The sequence below is a fragment of the Pseudomonas sp. TH34 genome (genome assembly GCF_016650865.1).
GTDB classification, from domain to species: domain Bacteria; phylum Pseudomonadota; class Gammaproteobacteria; order Pseudomonadales; family Pseudomonadaceae; genus Aquipseudomonas; species Aquipseudomonas yamanorum.
Window position 1 is genome coordinate 503,397 of record NZ_JAEKFB010000033.1, and the last position, 16,957, is coordinate 520,353.

19 protein-coding genes are annotated in these 16,957 nt (G+C 60.3%); 9 read left to right on the plus strand and 10 right to left on the minus strand.

What is annotated here, in order from left to right; genetic code table 11:
* Positions 1–368 precede the first annotated feature (368 nt).
* The gene (locus JFU58_RS27830) at positions 369–911 is read left to right on the plus strand and encodes a hypothetical protein (protein WP_177026443.1); all 543 of its coding nucleotides are present in this window, start codon (positions 369–371) and stop codon (positions 909–911) included.
* Between the two features lie 43 nt (positions 912–954).
* The gene (locus JFU58_RS27835) at positions 955–1,134 is read left to right on the plus strand and encodes a hypothetical protein (protein ID WP_201142839.1); all 180 of its coding nucleotides are present in this window, start codon (positions 955–957) and stop codon (positions 1,132–1,134) included.
* A 43-nt stretch (positions 1,135–1,177) separates the two neighbouring features.
* Here the strand turns inward: JFU58_RS27835 and JFU58_RS27840 are convergent, their stop codons facing one another.
* Positions 1,178–2,116 carry an aspartyl/asparaginyl beta-hydroxylase domain-containing protein gene (locus tag JFU58_RS27840; RefSeq protein WP_017479171.1) on the minus strand — a complete coding sequence of 313 codons (939 nt, stop codon included), beginning with the start codon at positions 2,114–2,116 and terminating at the stop codon, positions 1,178–1,180.
* A gap of 186 nt (positions 2,117–2,302) precedes the next feature.
* Entirely contained in the window at positions 2,303–3,277 is a 975-nt protein-coding gene (cysK, locus tag JFU58_RS27845; RefSeq protein WP_063032516.1) for a cysteine synthase A, read from the minus strand.
* Positions 3,278–3,400: 123 nt separating this feature from the next.
* Between cysK and JFU58_RS27850 the strand changes: the two genes are divergently transcribed.
* The 3 genes from JFU58_RS27850 (at position 3,401) to JFU58_RS27860 (ending at position 6,655) form a co-directional block, all read left to right on the plus strand.
* A complete protein-coding gene (locus JFU58_RS27850) occupies positions 3,401–4,477 on the plus strand; it encodes a DUF748 domain-containing protein (protein ID WP_201142840.1) in 1,077 nt (358 codons plus the stop codon).
* Between the two features lie 142 nt (positions 4,478–4,619).
* Positions 4,620–5,465, plus strand: coding sequence for an AAA family ATPase (locus JFU58_RS27855; protein ID WP_003210690.1), 846 nt, complete (start codon positions 4,620–4,622; stop codon positions 5,463–5,465).
* Positions 5,466–5,476: 11 nt separating this feature from the next.
* On the plus strand, positions 5,477–6,655 hold the full coding sequence (locus tag JFU58_RS27860; RefSeq protein ID WP_003210689.1) for a vWA domain-containing protein: 1,179 nt from the start codon (positions 5,477–5,479) through the stop codon (positions 6,653–6,655).
* 136 nt (positions 6,656–6,791) lie between these two features.
* Here JFU58_RS27860 and JFU58_RS27865 read toward each other — a convergent pair whose 3' ends face one another.
* The 3 genes from JFU58_RS27865 to JFU58_RS27875 are packed head-to-tail and all read right to left on the minus strand — an operon-like array spanning position 6,792 to position 9,156.
* Complete coding sequence (locus tag JFU58_RS27865) at positions 6,792–7,715, minus strand: 5-oxoprolinase subunit C family protein (RefSeq protein WP_201142841.1); 924 nt, start codon at positions 7,713–7,715, stop codon at positions 6,792–6,794.
* Positions 7,712–8,416, minus strand: coding sequence for a 5-oxoprolinase subunit PxpB (gene pxpB, locus JFU58_RS27870; protein WP_177026445.1), 705 nt, complete (start codon positions 8,414–8,416; stop codon positions 7,712–7,714). The genes JFU58_RS27865 and pxpB overlap by 4 nt, the downstream gene beginning before the upstream one ends.
* The gene (locus JFU58_RS27875) at positions 8,413–9,156 is read right to left on the minus strand and encodes a 5-oxoprolinase subunit PxpA (RefSeq protein ID WP_093200652.1); all 744 of its coding nucleotides are present in this window, start codon (positions 9,154–9,156) and stop codon (positions 8,413–8,415) included. Before JFU58_RS27875 ends, pxpB begins: the two co-directional genes overlap by 4 nt.
* Before the next feature lie 176 nt (positions 9,157–9,332).
* Here JFU58_RS27875 and JFU58_RS27880 point away from each other — a divergent pair, with 176 nt between their 5' ends.
* The gene (locus JFU58_RS27880; RefSeq protein WP_063032526.1) at positions 9,333–10,271 is read left to right on the plus strand and encodes a LysR family transcriptional regulator; all 939 of its coding nucleotides are present in this window, start codon (positions 9,333–9,335) and stop codon (positions 10,269–10,271) included.
* A 110-nt stretch (positions 10,272–10,381) separates the two neighbouring features.
* Here the strand turns inward: JFU58_RS27880 and JFU58_RS27885 are convergent, their stop codons facing one another.
* From JFU58_RS27885 to JFU58_RS27895, 3 genes are read right to left on the minus strand one after another with little or no spacing between them, the layout of a single operon-like run.
* Positions 10,382–10,924, minus strand: coding sequence for a DUF2937 family protein (locus tag JFU58_RS27885; protein WP_017479178.1), 543 nt, complete (start codon positions 10,922–10,924; stop codon positions 10,382–10,384).
* 11 nt (positions 10,925–10,935) lie between these two features.
* Entirely contained in the window at positions 10,936–11,712 is a 777-nt protein-coding gene (locus JFU58_RS27890; RefSeq protein ID WP_201142842.1) for a class II glutamine amidotransferase, read from the minus strand.
* A 30-nt stretch (positions 11,713–11,742) separates the two neighbouring features.
* Positions 11,743–12,291, minus strand: a complete 549-nt coding sequence (locus JFU58_RS27895; protein ID WP_201142843.1) for an MFS transporter — start codon at positions 12,289–12,291, stop codon at positions 11,743–11,745.
* Between the two features lie 21 nt (positions 12,292–12,312).
* Here JFU58_RS27895 and JFU58_RS27900 point away from each other — a divergent pair, with 21 nt between their 5' ends.
* Positions 12,313–14,367: a S9 family peptidase gene (locus tag JFU58_RS27900; protein WP_063032528.1), complete on the plus strand. Its 2,055-nt coding sequence runs from the start codon at positions 12,313–12,315 to the stop codon at positions 14,365–14,367.
* 82 nt (positions 14,368–14,449) lie between these two features.
* Positions 14,450–14,923, plus strand: coding sequence for a cyclic nucleotide-binding domain-containing protein (locus JFU58_RS27905; protein WP_017479182.1), 474 nt, complete (start codon positions 14,450–14,452; stop codon positions 14,921–14,923).
* On the opposite strand, the gene JFU58_RS27910 is transcribed toward JFU58_RS27905, so the two are convergent.
* Positions 14,920–15,207 carry a hypothetical protein gene (locus JFU58_RS27910; RefSeq protein ID WP_017479183.1) on the minus strand — a complete coding sequence of 96 codons (288 nt, stop codon included), beginning with the start codon at positions 15,205–15,207 and terminating at the stop codon, positions 14,920–14,922. The genes JFU58_RS27905 and JFU58_RS27910 overlap by 4 nt on opposite strands.
* 78 nt (positions 15,208–15,285) lie before the next feature.
* On the opposite strand from JFU58_RS27910, the gene JFU58_RS27915 reads away from it, so the two are divergent.
* Complete coding sequence (locus JFU58_RS27915) at positions 15,286–15,972, plus strand: spermidine synthase (protein WP_063032534.1); 687 nt, start codon at positions 15,286–15,288, stop codon at positions 15,970–15,972.
* Positions 15,973–15,994: 22 nt separating this feature from the next.
* Here JFU58_RS27915 and rarD read toward each other — a convergent pair whose 3' ends face one another.
* A complete protein-coding gene (gene rarD, locus JFU58_RS27920; protein WP_063034037.1) occupies positions 15,995–16,879 on the minus strand; it encodes an EamA family transporter RarD in 885 nt (294 codons plus the stop codon).
* Positions 16,880–16,957 lie beyond the last annotated feature (78 nt).

The following is a 16,957-nucleotide window of genomic DNA, read 5'->3' on the forward strand; positions in this document are numbered from 1 at the left end:
AACAGCCATCAGCTGATCAGCCCGAAATGCCAACACCCGGCGGTGATACGACTGCGTACACCGGCGTGCTACTGACAGGTGGGGGGTAGTGACTGATCTGCACTGGCTGCTGGCTCCCGCACGGCAGGACCACAGCGTTGACCGCTGAATCGACTACCGCTATGCGCAAGGAAGCTGGCATGTGCTGATCTTTTTTGAGGGGATGGACAAGGTGTCTGAAAACACCTGGGGCCGACTATAACCAGCTGGGGACATGCTTTGCAATGACTTCGCCAAAAGGCCAGTAAGGACAGCTTGGGTCAACGCCACTAGCCTTGGGAAAAACCAATCCGCTCCGAATCCGGGGGGCTTTTAACTCATGATGACCAATGCCAAAAAAACGCGATTCTCTGCGCTATCAGTTATACCGCTCAAAGGCGCTACACCTTGCGAAAGCCTCTACAAGGCAGTGGTACGAAGCCCTTAAACAGGATGAAAGCAATGACGTCGACTTGACCAAGGTACGATTTGAGCCCATCAACACCGAGGCATTGATTGCCTATCAAGAATGGGATGAGGCCCCACACTTTTACTGGGAGGAGATTGCAACGTGGAAAGCGCATGAGCCACTGGCGTTTGACCTGTCCATTTGGTTCGACGTCGAATTATGTGGATTGTGCTTTGCCAACCCAAATCAAAGTCGGTTGCGGATCAAAATCATCCGACTAGAAGGAAAACCCGGAAAAACCCATCCATTGAAAAGCCGTATCGCTGCGCTGACGATGATCGCCGTTGATCATTACGCACAGATCATTGGCAGTCAGTGGATAGAGATTCAAGAACCCACGCCTGGTGCAATTCCCGTCTACAGGAATCTAGGCTCTGACTTCGACTCCCAAGGGAGGCTTGTGATAGCAGTAGAGAAGGCTTAGCATCGCAACCATGCTCAATTAATGATCAACAGTGGAGGCTAATATGGGAGCAGTTCCTAAAAACTCCGTCAGCCAGAAATCATCATCGAAGCCAATAAAAGAGTCTGTAGTCCCAGCACTAGCACTCACCGCCAATCAGCGCCGTTTTCTCAGTGCAGCCATGACGACCAGCGTTGATGAGCCCAGCCTTTTAGCGGGCAACCCCAACAAATCAAAAGCATAAAAAAACCGCTCAATCGAGCGGTTTTTTTATGCCTGCAAAAGCCTTAACCAAACAACCAATACCCCAACGCCGTCAGCACCACCACCGCCAGCACCGGTCGCAGGATGCGATAAGCCTTCGGATGCTTGCGCTTCCACTGCTTGACCACACCGCTGAAGCTGTCGCTGAAGCGCTTGCTCCAGGCATACGCCTGGTTGATCCCGCCAACGCGTTCGTCATCCAGGTTCTGCGGCGCGGTAGCGCGGCCCAGTTGGGCGCTGACCCAACGGTTGATGCGCGTCATCAGGCGGCTGCTCAGCGGGCGTTCGATGTCGCAGAACAGGATTACCCGGGTGTGCTCGGTTTCGTTCTTCACCCAGTGCACGTAGGTCTCGTCGAACATCACGTCTTCACCGTCACGCCAGGCATACACCTGGCCGTCGACGAAGATGCGGCAGTCGTCGGAGTTCGGCGTGGACAGGCCCAGGTGGTAACGCAGGGAACCGGCAAACGGGTCACGGTGCGGGTTGAGGTGGCTGCCACCGGGCAACAGGGCAAACATCGCGCCCTTGACGTTGGGAATGCTGCTGACCAGGGCCACGGTTTTCGGGCACAGCAGTTCAGCCGACGGCAACGGTTTGTCGTACCACTTGAGGTAGAACCGCTTCCAGCCCTTCTTGAAGAACGAGCCGAAACCGGCATCGTTGTTCTTCTCGGCGGCGCGGATGTAACCCTCGTCGAACAGGTGCATGGCCTCTTCGCGAATCACTTCCCAGTTGTCCTTGAGCACGTCCAGCTCCGGAAACTTGCTGCGGTCCAGGTACGGCTTGGACGGCACGGCGGAGAAGATGTACATCAAGGCGTTATACGGGGCGAACAGCGCCGAATGGTTGACGAACTGACGCAACATCGGCAAGCGGGCCTTGCCACGCAAATGCACGTACAGCGTACTGCCGATAAACAGCAGCAACACCGACAGTTTGGCGGCCAAAGAAAAGGTCATGCAGCAACTCCTGGAAATAGGCGTCTGGCCATTAGCCTCCCATTATCGGGAAACCAGACGTAGCAGCCGGCCATGATAAACACTCCGGGCCTCGGGAAAAACCCGCGCACTCCAACAATCAGCATCTAGCGGTGCGCGATAACGGGCCAATTATGCATAAGGGCCGCGCCACCGCGCTGATTTGAATCAAGCCTGGTTTTCCTGATCGGTAAACAAATCGGCGAACAGCATGCTCGACAGGTAGCGTTCACCGGAGTCAGGCAGCACAACGACGATGGTCTTGCCCTGCATTTCCGGCTTCTCCGCCAGGCGCACCGCCACGGCCATTGCCGCGCCACAGGAGATACCGCAGAGAATCCCCTCCTCTTGCATCAGGCGCAAAGCCATGGCCTTGGACTCTTCATCGCTGACCAGTTCGACTCGGTCGACCATCGACAGGTCGAGGTTCTTCGGCACAAAGCCGGCGCCAATGCCTTGGATCTTGTGAGGGCTGGGCTTGATCTCTTCACCGGCCAGCGCCTGGGTAATCACCGGCGAGCTGATGGGCTCCACCGCCACCGACAAGATAGGCTTGCCCTGGGTGTTCTTTATATAGCGCGACACCCCAGTGATGGTGCCGCCGGTGCCTACGCCTGCCACCAGCACGTCCACGGCACCATCGGTGTCATTCCAGATTTCCGGACCGGTGGTTTTCTCGTGGATCGCCGGGTTGGCCGGGTTTTCGAACTGGGCCGGCATAAAATACTTGGCCGGGTCGCTGGCGAGGATTTCGCCGGCCTTTTCGATCGCGCCCTTCATGCCCTTGGCCGGCTCGGTCAACACCAGTTCGGCGCCGAGGGCCTTGAGCACTTTGCGGCGCTCGATGCTCATGGAAGCGGGCATGGTCAGCAACAACTTGTAACCACGAGCGGCGGCAACAAACGCCAGGCCGATGCCGGTATTGCCGGACGTCGGCTCGACAATGGTCATGCCCGGCTTGAGTTTGCCGCTGCCTTCGGCGTCCCAGATCATGTTTGCGCCAATCCGGCATTTCACCGAATACCCCGGGTTACGCCCTTCGATCTTGGCCAGGATAGTCACGCCACGCGGGGCGATGCGGTTGATCTGAACCAGGGGCGTGTTACCGATGGAGTGCGCGTTGTCTGCAAAAATGCGGCTCATGACGGGTCCTTAAGGCAATTTCAGGAAGGCCCCAAGGGTATGCCTCGTGTTGCGAGGCGTCCAGTCAAGCGAACGTCCGGCGACGGCAGCAGTCAATCGCCTACACGGATGGAGAAAATTCCCATGAAACGTCGCTACAGTTGGCCCCTCTGGACCCTCGCCGGGGTCGTGGTACTGCTGGTCGTCCTGGATATCGCCCTGCCCTATCTGGTGCGCAACTACCTGAATGACAAACTCGCCGACATGGGCGATTACCGCGGCCAAGTCACCGATGTCGACCTGGCACTGTGGCGCGGCGCCTATCGAATCAACGGGTTGCAGATCGTCAAGGTCGACGGCAAGGTGCCGGTACCGTTCGTCAAGGCGCCGGTGATCGATCTGTCGGTCAGCTGGCATTCGCTGTGGTACGACCACGCGGTGGTGGCTGAGGCGCAGTTCATCAAGCCGGAACTGAATTTCGTCGACGGCGGCACCAACAAGCAGGCATCCCAGACCGGTCAGGGCACCGACTGGCGGGAACAACTGAGCAAACTGTTGCCGATCACCCTCAATGAGGTGCACATCAACGATGGGAAAATCGCCTTCCATAACTTCAGCTCGAAACCGCCGGTGAACATGTATGCCACTCAGGTCAACGCGACCTTCTACAACCTGACCAACGTGGTGGACGTCAAAGGCCAGCGCGACGCGCGTTTCGATGGCAAGGCACTGTTTTTGGGCCAGGCGCCGCTGGAAGCCACCGCGACGTTTGACCCCTTGAGCAATTTCGAAAACTTCGAATTCCGCTTCCGGGCCCGGGATATCCAACTCAAGCGCATGAATGACTTCGCCTCGGCCTACGGCAAATTCGACTTCAATGCGGGCACCGGCGATCTGGTGGTCGAAGCCCAGGCCGAAAAAGGCCAATTGACCGGCTACATCAAGCCTTTGCTGCGCAACGTCGAGGTGTTCAACTGGCAACAGGATGTCGAGAACAAGGACAAGAGCATCTTCCGCTCAATCTGGGAGGCCGTGGTGGGCGCCAGCGAGACCGTGTTGAAAAACCAGAACAAAAACCAGTTTGCCACCCGCGTGGAGCTGAGCGGCAACGTGCACCAGCAAGATATCAGCGCGTTCCAGGCGTTTTTGCAGATTTTGCGCAACGGTTTCGTCCAGGCTTTCAACGCCCGCTATGAACAGCCCAAGCCCTCGACAGATTGATCTTCAACGTGACTGCCCATTCAGAGACTGAATAGCCCGTCTGCGTTCACAGTCGCCGGGGCTGCGCGGTATAGTCGGGCAAAGCTGATTACTCGCCCGCTTCGGTCCCCGACCGTTCGGCGTCACGTTCGAGGATTGATAGATGAAGTTCGAAGGCACCCAGGCCTACGTTGCCACCGATGACCTGAAACTGGCCGTCAACGCCGCCATCACACTGGAGCGGCCACTGCTGGTCAAGGGCGAACCGGGCACCGGCAAGACCATGCTCGCCGAGCAACTGGCCGAATCCTTTGGCGCCAAGCTGATCACCTGGCACATCAAGTCCACCACCAAGGCCCATCAGGGCCTGTACGAGTACGACGCGGTGAGCCGCCTGCGTGACTCGCAGCTGGGCGTGGACAAGGTGCATGACGTACGCAACTACCTGAAAAAGGGCAAGCTCTGGGAAGCCTTCGAGTCCGAGGAACGGGTCATCTTGCTGATCGATGAAATCGACAAGGCCGACATCGAATTCCCCAACGACCTGCTGCAAGAACTCGACAAGATGGAGTTCTACGTCTACGAAATCGACGAGACCATCAAGGCCAAGAAACGCCCGATCATCATCATTACCTCCAACAACGAAAAAGAGCTGCCGGACGCGTTCCTGCGCCGCTGCTTCTTCCACTACATCGCCTTCCCGGACCGCACCACCCTGCAAAAGATCGTCGACGTGCACTACCCGGACATCAAGAAGGACCTGGTCAGCGAGGCACTCGATGTGTTCTTCGACGTGCGCAAGGTACCGGGCCTGAAGAAAAAACCGTCCACTTCCGAACTGGTGGACTGGCTGAAACTGCTGATGGCCGACAACATCGGCGAAGCGGTACTGCGCGAGCGCGACCCCACCAAGGCCATCCCGCCCCTGGCCGGTGCCCTGGTGAAAAACGAGCAGGACGTGCAGTTGCTGGAGCGCCTGGCGTTCATGAGCCGTCGCGGTAACCGATAAGGGCGATTGCCATGCTGCTCAACCTGTTCAATGAAATGCGTGCAGCCAAGGTGCCGGTCTCGGTGCGTGAGCTGCTGGACCTGATCAACGCGCTGAAACAGCGCGTGACCTTCGCCGACATGGACGAGTTTTACTACTTGGCCCGGGCGATTTTGGTGAAGGACGAACGGCATTTCGACAAGTTCGACCGGGCCTTCGGCGCCTACTTCAATGGCCTGGAAAAACTCGACGATCACCTGCAAGCACTGATTCCCGAAGACTGGCTGCGCAAGGAATTCGAACGCTCGCTGACCGACGAAGAGCGCGCGCAGATCCAGTCCCTCGGCGGTCTCGACAAGCTCATCGAGGAGTTCAAGAAGCGTCTAGAAGAACAGAAGGAACGCCACGCCGGCGGCAACAAATGGATCGGCACCGGCGGCACCAGCCCGTTCGGCTCCGGCGGTTTCAACCCCGAAGGCATTCGCGTGGGTGATGCCGGCAAGCGCCAGGGCAAAGCGGTCAAGGTCTGGGACCAGCGCGAGTACAAGAACCTCGATGATTCGGTGGAACTGGGCACCCGCAACATCAAGATCGCCCTGCGCCGCCTGCGCAAGTTCGCGCGTCAGGGGGCGGCGGAAGAGCTGGACATCGACGGCACCATCGACCATACGGCACGCGATGCCGGGTTGCTGAATATCCAGATGCGCCCGGAGCGGCGTAACACCATCAAGCTGCTGTTGCTGTTCGACATCGGCGGCTCGATGGATGCCCATGTGAAGACCTGCGAAGAGCTGTTCTCCGCGTGCAAGACCGAGTTCAAGCACCTGGAGTATTTCTACTTCCACAACTTCATTTATGAATCGGTGTGGAAGAACAACATGCGCCGGGGTTCGGAACGCACCTCGACCCAGGATCTGCTGCACAAGTACGGCGCCGACTACAAAGTGATCTTTATCGGGGATGCGGCCATGGCGCCGTATGAAATCACCCAGGCCGGCGGCAGCGTCGAGCACTGGAATGAAGAGCCCGGGTATGTGTGGATGCAGCGGTTCATGGAGAAGTACAAGAAGCTGATCTGGATTAATCCGTACCCGAAAGACACTTGGGGCTATACGGCGTCCACCGGGATAGTCCGGGACTTGATCGAGGACCAGATGTTTCCGTTGACGTTGCGCGGGCTTGAGGAAGGGATGCGCTTTTTGTCGAAGTAACCTGTTTCCCAGACAACCACGATCAAATGTGGGAGCGGGCTTGCTCGCGAAGACGGTGTATCAGCCAATATATTCGGTGACTGACACTGCGCTTTCGCGAGCAAGCCCGCTCCCACACTTTGTCCTGCGGTGGTCTTTAGTTTCTGGCGAAGCGGCGTAAATACTCCACCTGCTGCCGATGCGCCGTCTCCTGCATCACCGGCGCCAACCTCACCTTCTCCCCCGGCAAACACTGCGCCAGCCGCGCCAGCGCCAATGGCGTCAACGCACCCAGTCGCGGATAACCGCCAATGGTCTGCCGATCATTGAGCAATACAATCGGCTGCCCATCCGGTGGCACCTGGATCGCGCCCAGCGGGATGCCTTCCGAAATCAGCGACGGTCCCTGATATTCCAGCGGTGTGCCGAGCAAGCGCATGCCCATGCGGTCGGCACGGCTGTCGAGGGTCCATTCACTGTTGAACACGTCAAACAGACTCTGCCCGCCGAACTGGCCGATCTGCGCCCCGAGGATCACCTCCAGTGGCGCCTTCGAATCCAGTTTCGGCAATTGCTCCGCAGACAACACCCGCATCGCACCGCCCACCCCTGAATAGCTCAACTGCGCACCTTCAGCCAGCGCTCGGCCAAAGCCATCCAGCCCGCCCAGTTCCTCACGCGCCACCGTAGCGCAACTGCCCAGCACCTGCGGCGCATCAAACCCGCCCGGCGCTGCCAGGTAAGCCCGCGCGCCGCTGAACGGCTGGGTAAACCGCAAACGCTGGCCTTTTTGCAGAATAAAACTGCGCCCCGGGCTGATCGCTCTTTCATCGACATAAGCGCCCAAATCCGCCCCGGCCAACGCCAGCAGACAATAGTCATCGGCCTGCACGGTGAAGCCACCCAAGGTGATTTCTACCACCGGCGCATCCAGGGCATTGCCCAGCAACCAATTGGCCCACGACATCGACACCCAATCCAGCGCGCCGCCCTGGGTCACGCCCAAATGCCTCACACCAAAACGTCCAGCGTCCTGCAACAAGCACAGCGGGGTGCTGGCCTCGATCAACAAGCGGCTCATGCCTGGGCCTCCAACGGTGTGTCATCGCCACCCAGGTTGATGAATTCGCTATGGCTGACCGCTTCGTAACGCACGGTGTCCCCCGGCTGCATGAGGCTGTAGCCCTCGCGCTCTCGATCAAACAGCTTGGCCGGTGTGCGGCCGATCAGGTTCCAGCCACCCGGCGATACCACCGGATAGGCCGCCGTCTGCCGCTCGGCGATCCCCACGCTGCCGGCCGCCACCCGCTTGCGCGGCGTATTGAGTCGTGGAGCTGCGAGCAGTTCGTCCACCAGGCCCATAAAGGCAAACCCCGGCGCAAAGCCCAACGCGAACACCTGATATTCGTGCTGGCTGTGGCGACGGATCACCTCCTCCACCGCCAGCCCACTGCGCTGCGCGAGCAACGGCAGTTCGGGGCCGACGCTCAGGTCATACCAGACTGGCAACACATGGCATTGCCCGCTGCCCTTGGGCTCTGGCTGCAGCGCTTCAAGCGCCTGATCGATCAACTCCCGCGCCTGGGCCGGGCTCAGCGCCATCAGGTCGTAATGCACCATCAGGGTCGTGTAGGACGGCACCAGGTCCACCAGCGCCGGGCCAAAACCTTCCCGCAAACGGCGGGTGGCGGCGAGCATCCAGGGCATGTTGTCTTCGGCGATCACATCAAACAGGCGCACCATCAGGCTGTCGATGGCTACGACTTCAATCCGTGGTTTCATGCTGGGGTCAACGCCTCGCGGATGCGCTGCACGGCGGCCACCGAGCTGGCGTTATCGCCGTGTACGCACAAGGTATTGGCCTGCAGGTGCAACGGGCTGCCGTCGCTGGCGACCAGATGCTCACCCCGGGCGATGATCAAGGCCTGCTGGATGATCTTTTCCGGATCGTGGTGCACCGCCCCCGGCAACTGGCGGGAGACCAGATGGCCAGCGCTGTCATAAGCACGATCGGCGAAGGCTTCGAACCACAGGGTCACGCCATATTCGTCGCCCAGGGCCTGGGCAGCGCTGTTGTCGCGGGTGGCCATCAGCATCAACGGCAGACTGGCGTCGTAGGCCGCCACGGCCTGGATCACCGCACGCAATTGCGCCGGCTTGGCCATCATGTCGTTGTACATCGCGCCGTGAGGTTTAACGTAGCTGACCCGCCCACCCTGGGCCCGGCAAATACCGTCGAGGGCGCCGATCTGGTAGTGCAACAGGTCCTGGATTTCCTGCGGGGTGTAGGCCATGGAGCGGCGGCCGAAACCCTGCAGGTCCTGGTACGCCGGGTGTGCGCCCACCTGCACGCCATGCTTGAAGGCCAGGCTGACGGTCTTGCGCATGATGCTCGGGTCGCCGGCGTGGAAGCCGCAGGCAACGTTGGCGCAATCAATGAAAGGCATGACCTCGGCATCCAGACCCAAGGTCCAGTTGCCAAAGCTTTCGCCGATGTCGCAGTTCAATAGCAGGCGGCTCACGGTAGGGCTCCTGTAGGCTTTGTTTTTTTGTAGTGTGGGATCTTTTACCAAGATCTCGCAACGATGTTGTCCTGAACCCCAACGACGCTTATCGTGAGACAGCTCGATTTTTGGCGTTTGCGACACGCTGCGTCCAACTAATAAAAACCGATCCATGCATAAGAAAAGTTGATCCCATGAATTTGAAGTTCCTCGAAACCTTCGTCTGGGTGGCCAAGCTCAAGAGCTTTCGCCTGACGGCGGAGAAGCTGTTCACGACCCAGGCCTCGATCTCCAGTCGCATCGCCGTGCTGGAAAGCGAGCTGGGGGTGAAGCTGTTCCTGCGCGACTCCCGGGGGGTGAGCCTGACGCCGGAGGGCTTGAAGGTGCTCGATTATGCCGAGCAGATGATGGCGACCATGCAAGGGCTCAAGCAGTCCCTGGAAACCACCAGCAGCAAGGTCGGGCGTATCCGCATCGGGGTGATGGACACGGTGATCCACACTTGGCTAAGCGCGCTGGTGGCAGAACTGACGGACCACTTCCCACGGGTGGAAATCGAGTTGGTCGCCGATACCGCGCTGAACCTCAGCGATCAGTTGCAAAAAGGCTTTCTCGACCTGATCCTGCAAACCGACCTGCTGCGCCAGGAAACCGTGCGCAGCCTGGAACTGGCCAGCCATCCCATGGGCTGGATCGTTGCCAGCCACTCGATCTACAACCGCGACTACGCGTCCCTCGCCGAACTGGCCCAGGAGCGCATCATCACCTACTCGAAAAACTCCTGTCCGCACCAGGACGTGCTCAGCCTGATGCAGGCGAACGGCGTAGCCGCGCCACGAATGAGCTGTGTGAACTCGGTGTCGGCGATCACCCGCCTGCTGCGGGACGGGTTCGGGATTGGTGCGTTTCCGCCCGTATTGGTCAGCGAAGAGTTGGCACGAGGAGAATTGACCATGCTGCCCATGGAGCAACGACCACCGAACTTGCAGGTGGTGGTGTCGTGGCGAATAGGAGTGGAGTTGGTGGAGGAGATTGTGGCGCTGTGCCAGAGCGTGGTGGAGCGGTATGCGCAGAAGGTCGGCGAGGGTTTGATGGTGCTGAGCAAACCCATGCCACTGAAGGAACCGATTTAAAACTGTGGGAGCGGGCTTGCTCGCGAATGCGGTGTACCAGCCAACCTATATGTCACTGACGCACTGCATTCGCGAGCAAGCCCGCTCCCACAATTTGACCGCGTCAGCCTTTAAAGCCCCTTGAGGTCCCGCTCTTCAATCGGCCGGCTCTGGCGCAGGCGCTTGCCGCCCAACACCACCCAGTCGATCAGGCGGAACAGGCATTCCAGGCCAAACGACAACAGCATCGCCCCACCCAGGCCCCAGCCCATGGCTTCCGGGGTCAGTAACAGCATGTAGCTGTAGCCGTTCCAGGTTTCCTGGCGAATTGCCGGGTCGGCAGCCACGGCCACTTGCAGCGCGCGGATGTACCACGGGCCTTGCATCGCCTGGAACTGTTTATCCAGCGCTACCTGGCGGTCGAGCAACGTGCCCAGGCTGTTGGCATCGCTGCGAAACACCGGGTCGTCACTGGCACGGTAATGAGCCACCAGCGCCTGCAAATCGCCGTTGAAGAACTGCTGCGCCGTAGCATCAAAGCCGCGCAGGCCGGTCTGGGCCTCGATCAGATGGGCTTCGACGCGCTTGGCGTAGTCACTGATGAATCCCGGTACCTGCACACCGACCAACAGACCCACGGCAAACAACACCAGTCGCAAATAGCTGAGCAACATATTCGACGTCCTTATTCCGTTTTGCCTTGGCTGACACATTCGCCGCGTCGCCACAGGCTCCACTGGCCCGGTTCGTAGCGGGTCCAGGTCTCGTTTTCGGTCAGGGGTTCGGTGGCAATCACCGTCACCACGTCATTGGGGGTGGTTTCGGCCTGAAAATCGACGATCACGTCGACATCTTTCAACCGTGCGGGGCCAAACGGCGCGCGCCGGGTGATCTGTGCCAGTTTGGTCGAGCAATAGCAGAACAGCCAGTCACCGTCGCTGAGCAGGCAGTTGAACACGCCCTTGCTGCGGTATTCGCTGCAGGCGGCGATCAGGTCAGGCAGCACCTGTTCGATGTCCACCGGTTCCGGGAACGCTTCACGGACTCGGTTGAGCAAATCGCAGAACGCCGCCTCGCTGTCGGTATTACCCACCGGGCGGTAAAACGTGGCGCGGGGGTTGAAGTCCGCCAGTTGGCCGTTATGCGCGAAGCACCAGTTGCGGCCCCACAGTTCACGCACGAACGGGTGGGTATTGGACAGGCACACCTTGCCCACATTGGCCTGGCGGATATGGCCAATCACCACTTCACTCTTGATGGGATAACGCTGCACCAGCAGCGCGACTTCCGATTCGCTGCTGGCCGCCGGGTCCTGGAACAACCGCAGGCCACGGCCCTCGTAGAAGGCGATGCCCCAACCGTCGCGGTGGGGGCCGGTCCGTCCGCCGCGTTGCATCAGCCCGGTAAAGCTGAACACGATATCGGTCGGTACGTTGGCACTCATGCCCAATAATTCACACATGCCAGGCTTCTCGATACAGGGCGTACAACGTTAAAGGCGCGGTTCGACCCGCATACCGCTGACAGGTGCCGGGCGACCGTAACGCTCATCGGCGAAGGGTTCGTCGTCATCCTCCGGCTCGGCTTCAGCGGCTGCCGCAGCGGCGGCCTTCTGCTCACGGCGGGCCCTGGAGGCACGCTCGATGGGCCAGCGGATCAGCACAAACACCAGGTACACGCCAAACGCGATCATGGAATACATGAACAGATCGGAAATTGCCCGCCAGGCGTTGTTGCCGACCTTGAGCACCAGGTCCAGGGCGGTGATGGCCACGGCCGGGGCGAACTGGGTCTTCACCGGGTCGACAATGGTCGGGCTGAACAGCAGCACCGCCATCAGCAGCCGCAGCGGTTCGCGCAGCCAGCGCCACATCCAGCGGGTCATGGCAAACCACACCAACAGGCAACCCAGGGCTGCGAAGGCGTAGAGGCCCCAAGCGATCAGATAGTCGTTCTCGGTCATGGTGTCCATGGCAAGGTAGGCAAACAGGCCGCTATGATAACGGCTTTTCAGTGCCGAGGCTGCAATGCCGTCGGCCAACCGCCAGACAGAGAGTGATCCATGCCCCCAGCGACCCACATCACTGCCGCCCCGATCGCCCGCAAGGCCCCCGGCACCGACCCGTACGCCTGGCTGCAAGCGCGGGACAGCGCCGAGGTGCTCGATTACCTCAAGGCGGAAAATGCCTGGCAAGAAGCAGAATTGTCCGACCAACAGGCGCTGCGCGAAACCCTGTTCGAAGAGATCAAGGGCCGCATCCTCGAAACCGACCTGTCCCTGCCCTCGCCTTGGGGCCCGTACCTGTATTACACCCGCACCACCGCCGGTGACGAATATGCCCGCCACTACCGCTGCCCGCGCCCGGCGGATGACAGCCAACAGGTCGACGAAAGCGCGGAAGAGCTGCTGCTGGACCCGAACGTGCTTGCCAATGGCGGCTTTTTCTCCCTTGGCGCCTTCAGCATCAGCCCCGACCACCAGCGCCTGGCCTACAGCCTGGACACCAACGGCGAAGAGATTTACACCCTCTACGTGAAGGAATTGGCCACCGGCAAGGTCAGCGAACTGGAGTTCGAAGACTGCGACGGCAGCATGACCTGGGCCAACGACAGCCTGACCTTGTTTTTCACTGAACTGGACGACACCCACCGCCCGCACAAACTGTATCGCTATCGCCTGGACGGCACCGCCGCCGAAGAAGTGTTCCACGAGCCCGACGGCCGTTTCTTCCTGCATTGCTACCGCTCAAGTTCCGAGCGCCAGTTGCTGCTGGCCCTGGGCAGCAAGACCACCAGCGAGATCTGGGCCCTGGACGCCGAGCAGCCGCAGCAGGCCTTTACCTGCCTGGCGCCACGGGTCGAAGGCCATGAATATGACGTCGACCACGGCAAGCTGGACGACCAATGGACCTGGTTTATCCGCAGCAACCGCGACGGCATCAACTTCGCCCTGTTCCAGGCCGCCGACACCGGCAGCGTGCCGACCCAGGACGACTGGCAGAACCTGATCCCCCACGACGACGCAGTGATGCTGGATGGCGTGAGCCTCAACGCCCGGGCCATGACCCTGAGCCTGCGCATCGGTGGTTTGCCGATCATCGAAGTGCACCCACAAGGCCAAGCACCTTATCGGGTGGAATTGCCGGACGCGGCCTACAGCCTCTATGTGCAGAACAGCCTGGAATTTGCCAGCGACAAGATCCGCCTGCGCTATGAGGCCCTGAACCGCCCGGCCCAGGTGCGCCAGCTGGAACTGGCCAGCGGCGCGCAACAGGTGCTCAAGGAAACCCCGGTGCTCGGTGTGTTCAACGCCGACGACTACGTCAGCCAACGGTTGTGGGCGACGTCGGCCGATGGCACTCAGGTGCCGATCAGTCTTGTCGTCCGCCGCGACCAGTTGGGTAAGCCGACGCCGCTGTACCTATACGGCTACGGCGCCTATGGCCAGAGTCTCGACCCGTGGTTCTCCCACGCGCGCCTGAGCCTGCTGGACCGTGGCGTGGCCTTTGCCATTGCCCATGTACGCGGGGGCGGCGAACTGGGCGAAGCCTGGTACCGCGCCGGCAAGCAGGAGCACAAGCAAAATACCTTCAGCGACTTTATCGCCTGCGCCGAACACCTGATCGCCCAAGGCCTGACCACCTCCAAGCAACTGGCTATCAGCGGCGGCAGCGCCGGCGGCCTGTTGATCGGTGCAGTGCTCAATCAGCGCCCGGAGCTGTTCCAGGCGGCCATTGCCGAAGTGCCGTTCGTCGACGTGCTCAACACCATGCTCGACCCTGAATTGCCGTTGACCATCACCGAGTACGACGAATGGGGCAACCCTGAAGAGCCGGAGGTGTATGAGCGGATCAAGGCTTACGCGCCGTACGAAAACGTCAGCGCCCAGGCCTACCCGGCCACGCTGGTGATCGCCGGCTACAACGACAGCCGCGTGCAATATTGGGAAGCGGCCAAGTGGGTGGCCAAGCTGCGCGACACCAAGACCGACGATAACCTGCTACTGCTCAAGACCGAGCTGGGTGCGGGCCACGGCGGCATGAGTGGGCGTTACCAGGGATTACGTGACGTAGCACTCGAATATGCATTTGTTTTCAAGGCGCTGGGGCTGATTTAAGGAACTCCGCCTGGCGGGCGGGTCTGAACACCTGACCGCCGGGCGCGCCCTGCACGATTTATGGACAAAGACTGTAAGCCTCATGCCAGAACCGACCTTACTCAATAACGAAATCCGCGACATGCTGATGGATTGCGGCCTCTTCGACCCGCTGCTGCCGGAAGACTTCCATGTGGCGGCGGGCTATTTCAACATCAGCAGCATCGCCCGCGATGAAGTGATATTCCTCGAAGGGGACGCCGGCACCTTCATGTGCATCATCCACTCAGGCCAGGTGGCGGTGCAGAAAACCAACCATGAGGGCCAGCGGCTGACCATCGCCACCTTGCGCAGTGGGCGGGCGTTTGGCGAGATGGCCGTGCTGGATGGCGAGCGCCGTTCAGCCAGCTGTGTGGCGGCCAGCGATTGCGTGCTGTTGAACCTGGGCAAGGATTCCCTGGAAAAAATGCTCAACGATGCGCCGAAAATCGCGGCCAAGATAATCCGTGCGATTGCTATCGCCCTGTCCAGGCGCCTGCGCATGGCGGACGGGCAATTGCTGTCCCAGCAGTTTTAACCGCCTGGGGTCTTGGGCTTGATGTCGTTCTGCTGCAAGCCCGGGATCGTCTGGTCCTTCGGCGGCGTGGGCAGCACGATAGGCGCCAACAATGGCTCACCGCTGCCGGCCGCCTTTGGCGTCGCCGGTGGCGTGACTTGCGGGTAAGGTGTGGGCGTTGCAGTACCCGGCGAACCCGCCGTCGGCGCTGGGGTAATCGGTACGGTTTGCGACTCCTGAGCCTGGGCCACCCCGCCAAGGGCGAGCGCGCTCCACACAATGACCGTTAGAATGCTGCACTTCATCGATGGCTCCATGGCCTGACCGTAAAGTCGTAAGGCTACTCCCAACCGCGCAAGAATGCCCTTCCCAATGAGATTTCCATGAAACGTTTCGTTCTGCTGGACACCACTCCGATCCCCGACAACGGCGGTGCCTTGTGCCTGTTCGAATACGGTGAGGATTTTGTCATCAAGATTCAGGGCGGTGACGGTGGCCAGTTGATGAACACGCGCATGCACGGTTCCGAGGATGCGCTGGCGGAGATTCCGTGCCGCAAGGTTGCCGGTCGGCCCGGCTCCAGGGTGTTGATTGGCGGCCTGGGCATGGGTTTTACCCTGGCGGCAGCGCTCAAGCATTTGGGCAAGACTGCCGAGGTGGTGGTTGCCGAGCTGGTGCCCGGCGTGGTCGAGTGGAATCGTGGGCCCCTGGGAGAAAAGTCCGGCCGCCCGCTGCTGGACCCGCGCACCGTGATCCGTATGGAAGACGTGGCCAAGGTGCTGCAGGCCGAGCCCCAGGGCTTTGACGCGATCATGTTGGATGTGGACAACGGCCCCGAAGGCCTGACGCAAAAAGCCAACAGCTGGCTGTATTCCGCCGGTGGCCTAAGCGCCTGCGCCAAGGCCCTGCGGCCCAAGGGCGTGCTGGCGGTGTGGTCGGCCAGCGCCGACAAGCAGTTCAGCGACAAACTGCGCAAGGCCGGCTTCAAGGCCGAGGAAGTGCAGGTGTTTGCCCATGGCAACAAGGGCACGCGGCATACCATCTGGATTGCCGAGAAGCTCAAGGGCTAAACATTCACTGCGCGGGTTGCCGTCAGATCGACCGGCGCAGTCGATTCAAATGCCTCAAGCCTTCCAGCACCAACACCACCACCGCCAGCCAGATCGGCAGGTAGGTCATCCATTGTCCCGGCTTGAGGCTGTCTCCCAGCATCAACGACACGGCCACCAGCAGCACCGGCTCCGCGTAACTGAGCAAACCGAACAGGCTGAACGGCAACAGCCGGCTGGCCCGGATGTAGGAATAACCCGCCGCCGCACTGACCAATCCCATGAGTGGCACCAGCCAATAGAGCGCCGGGCGTTGCGCCAGGGTCTCGCCGATGGGTTCGCCACCGAGGACAAACCACAGCGCGACCGGGATCATCAGCACCATGTCCAGCCACAGTCCGCCGAGGTTATCGGTGCCACAGCGCCGACGCAGTACGAAATACAGCGGATAACCCACGCACACGACCAGGGTGGTCCAGGAGAACCCGCCCGTGCGATACAACTCATTGGCCACACCCACCGCCGCCAGCGCTGCGGCAATCTTTTGCAGATGTGAAAGGCGTTCGCCGTAAACGATGCGGCCGGTGATGACCATGGTCAGCGGTAACAGGAAATAGCCCAGCGACACATCCAGGCCGTGACCATTGAGTGGCGCCCACATGAAGATCCACAACTGCACCCCCACCAGCGCACTGGTGACCACGACATAGGGCAGCAGCGCGGGTTTCTCCCGCAGCCGCTTGTAGATCAACGGCACCCACTTCCAGTCTCCGGAGAGGCACAGCAGCAACGTCATGAAGGGCAGCGAAATGAGCATTCGCCAGCCAAATATCTGCTGACCATCCAAGGGTTCAAGTAGGGAGGTAAAGAAATACAGCACGCCAAACAGGAAGGAAGCGGAAACCGCCAGAACAACACCTTTAGACACAACAGCCTCTACAAAAAATTGCATATATTTGATTGAAGCAGGCAGTTGTATTCACGTAGCGCGAATATAAGCGAGATG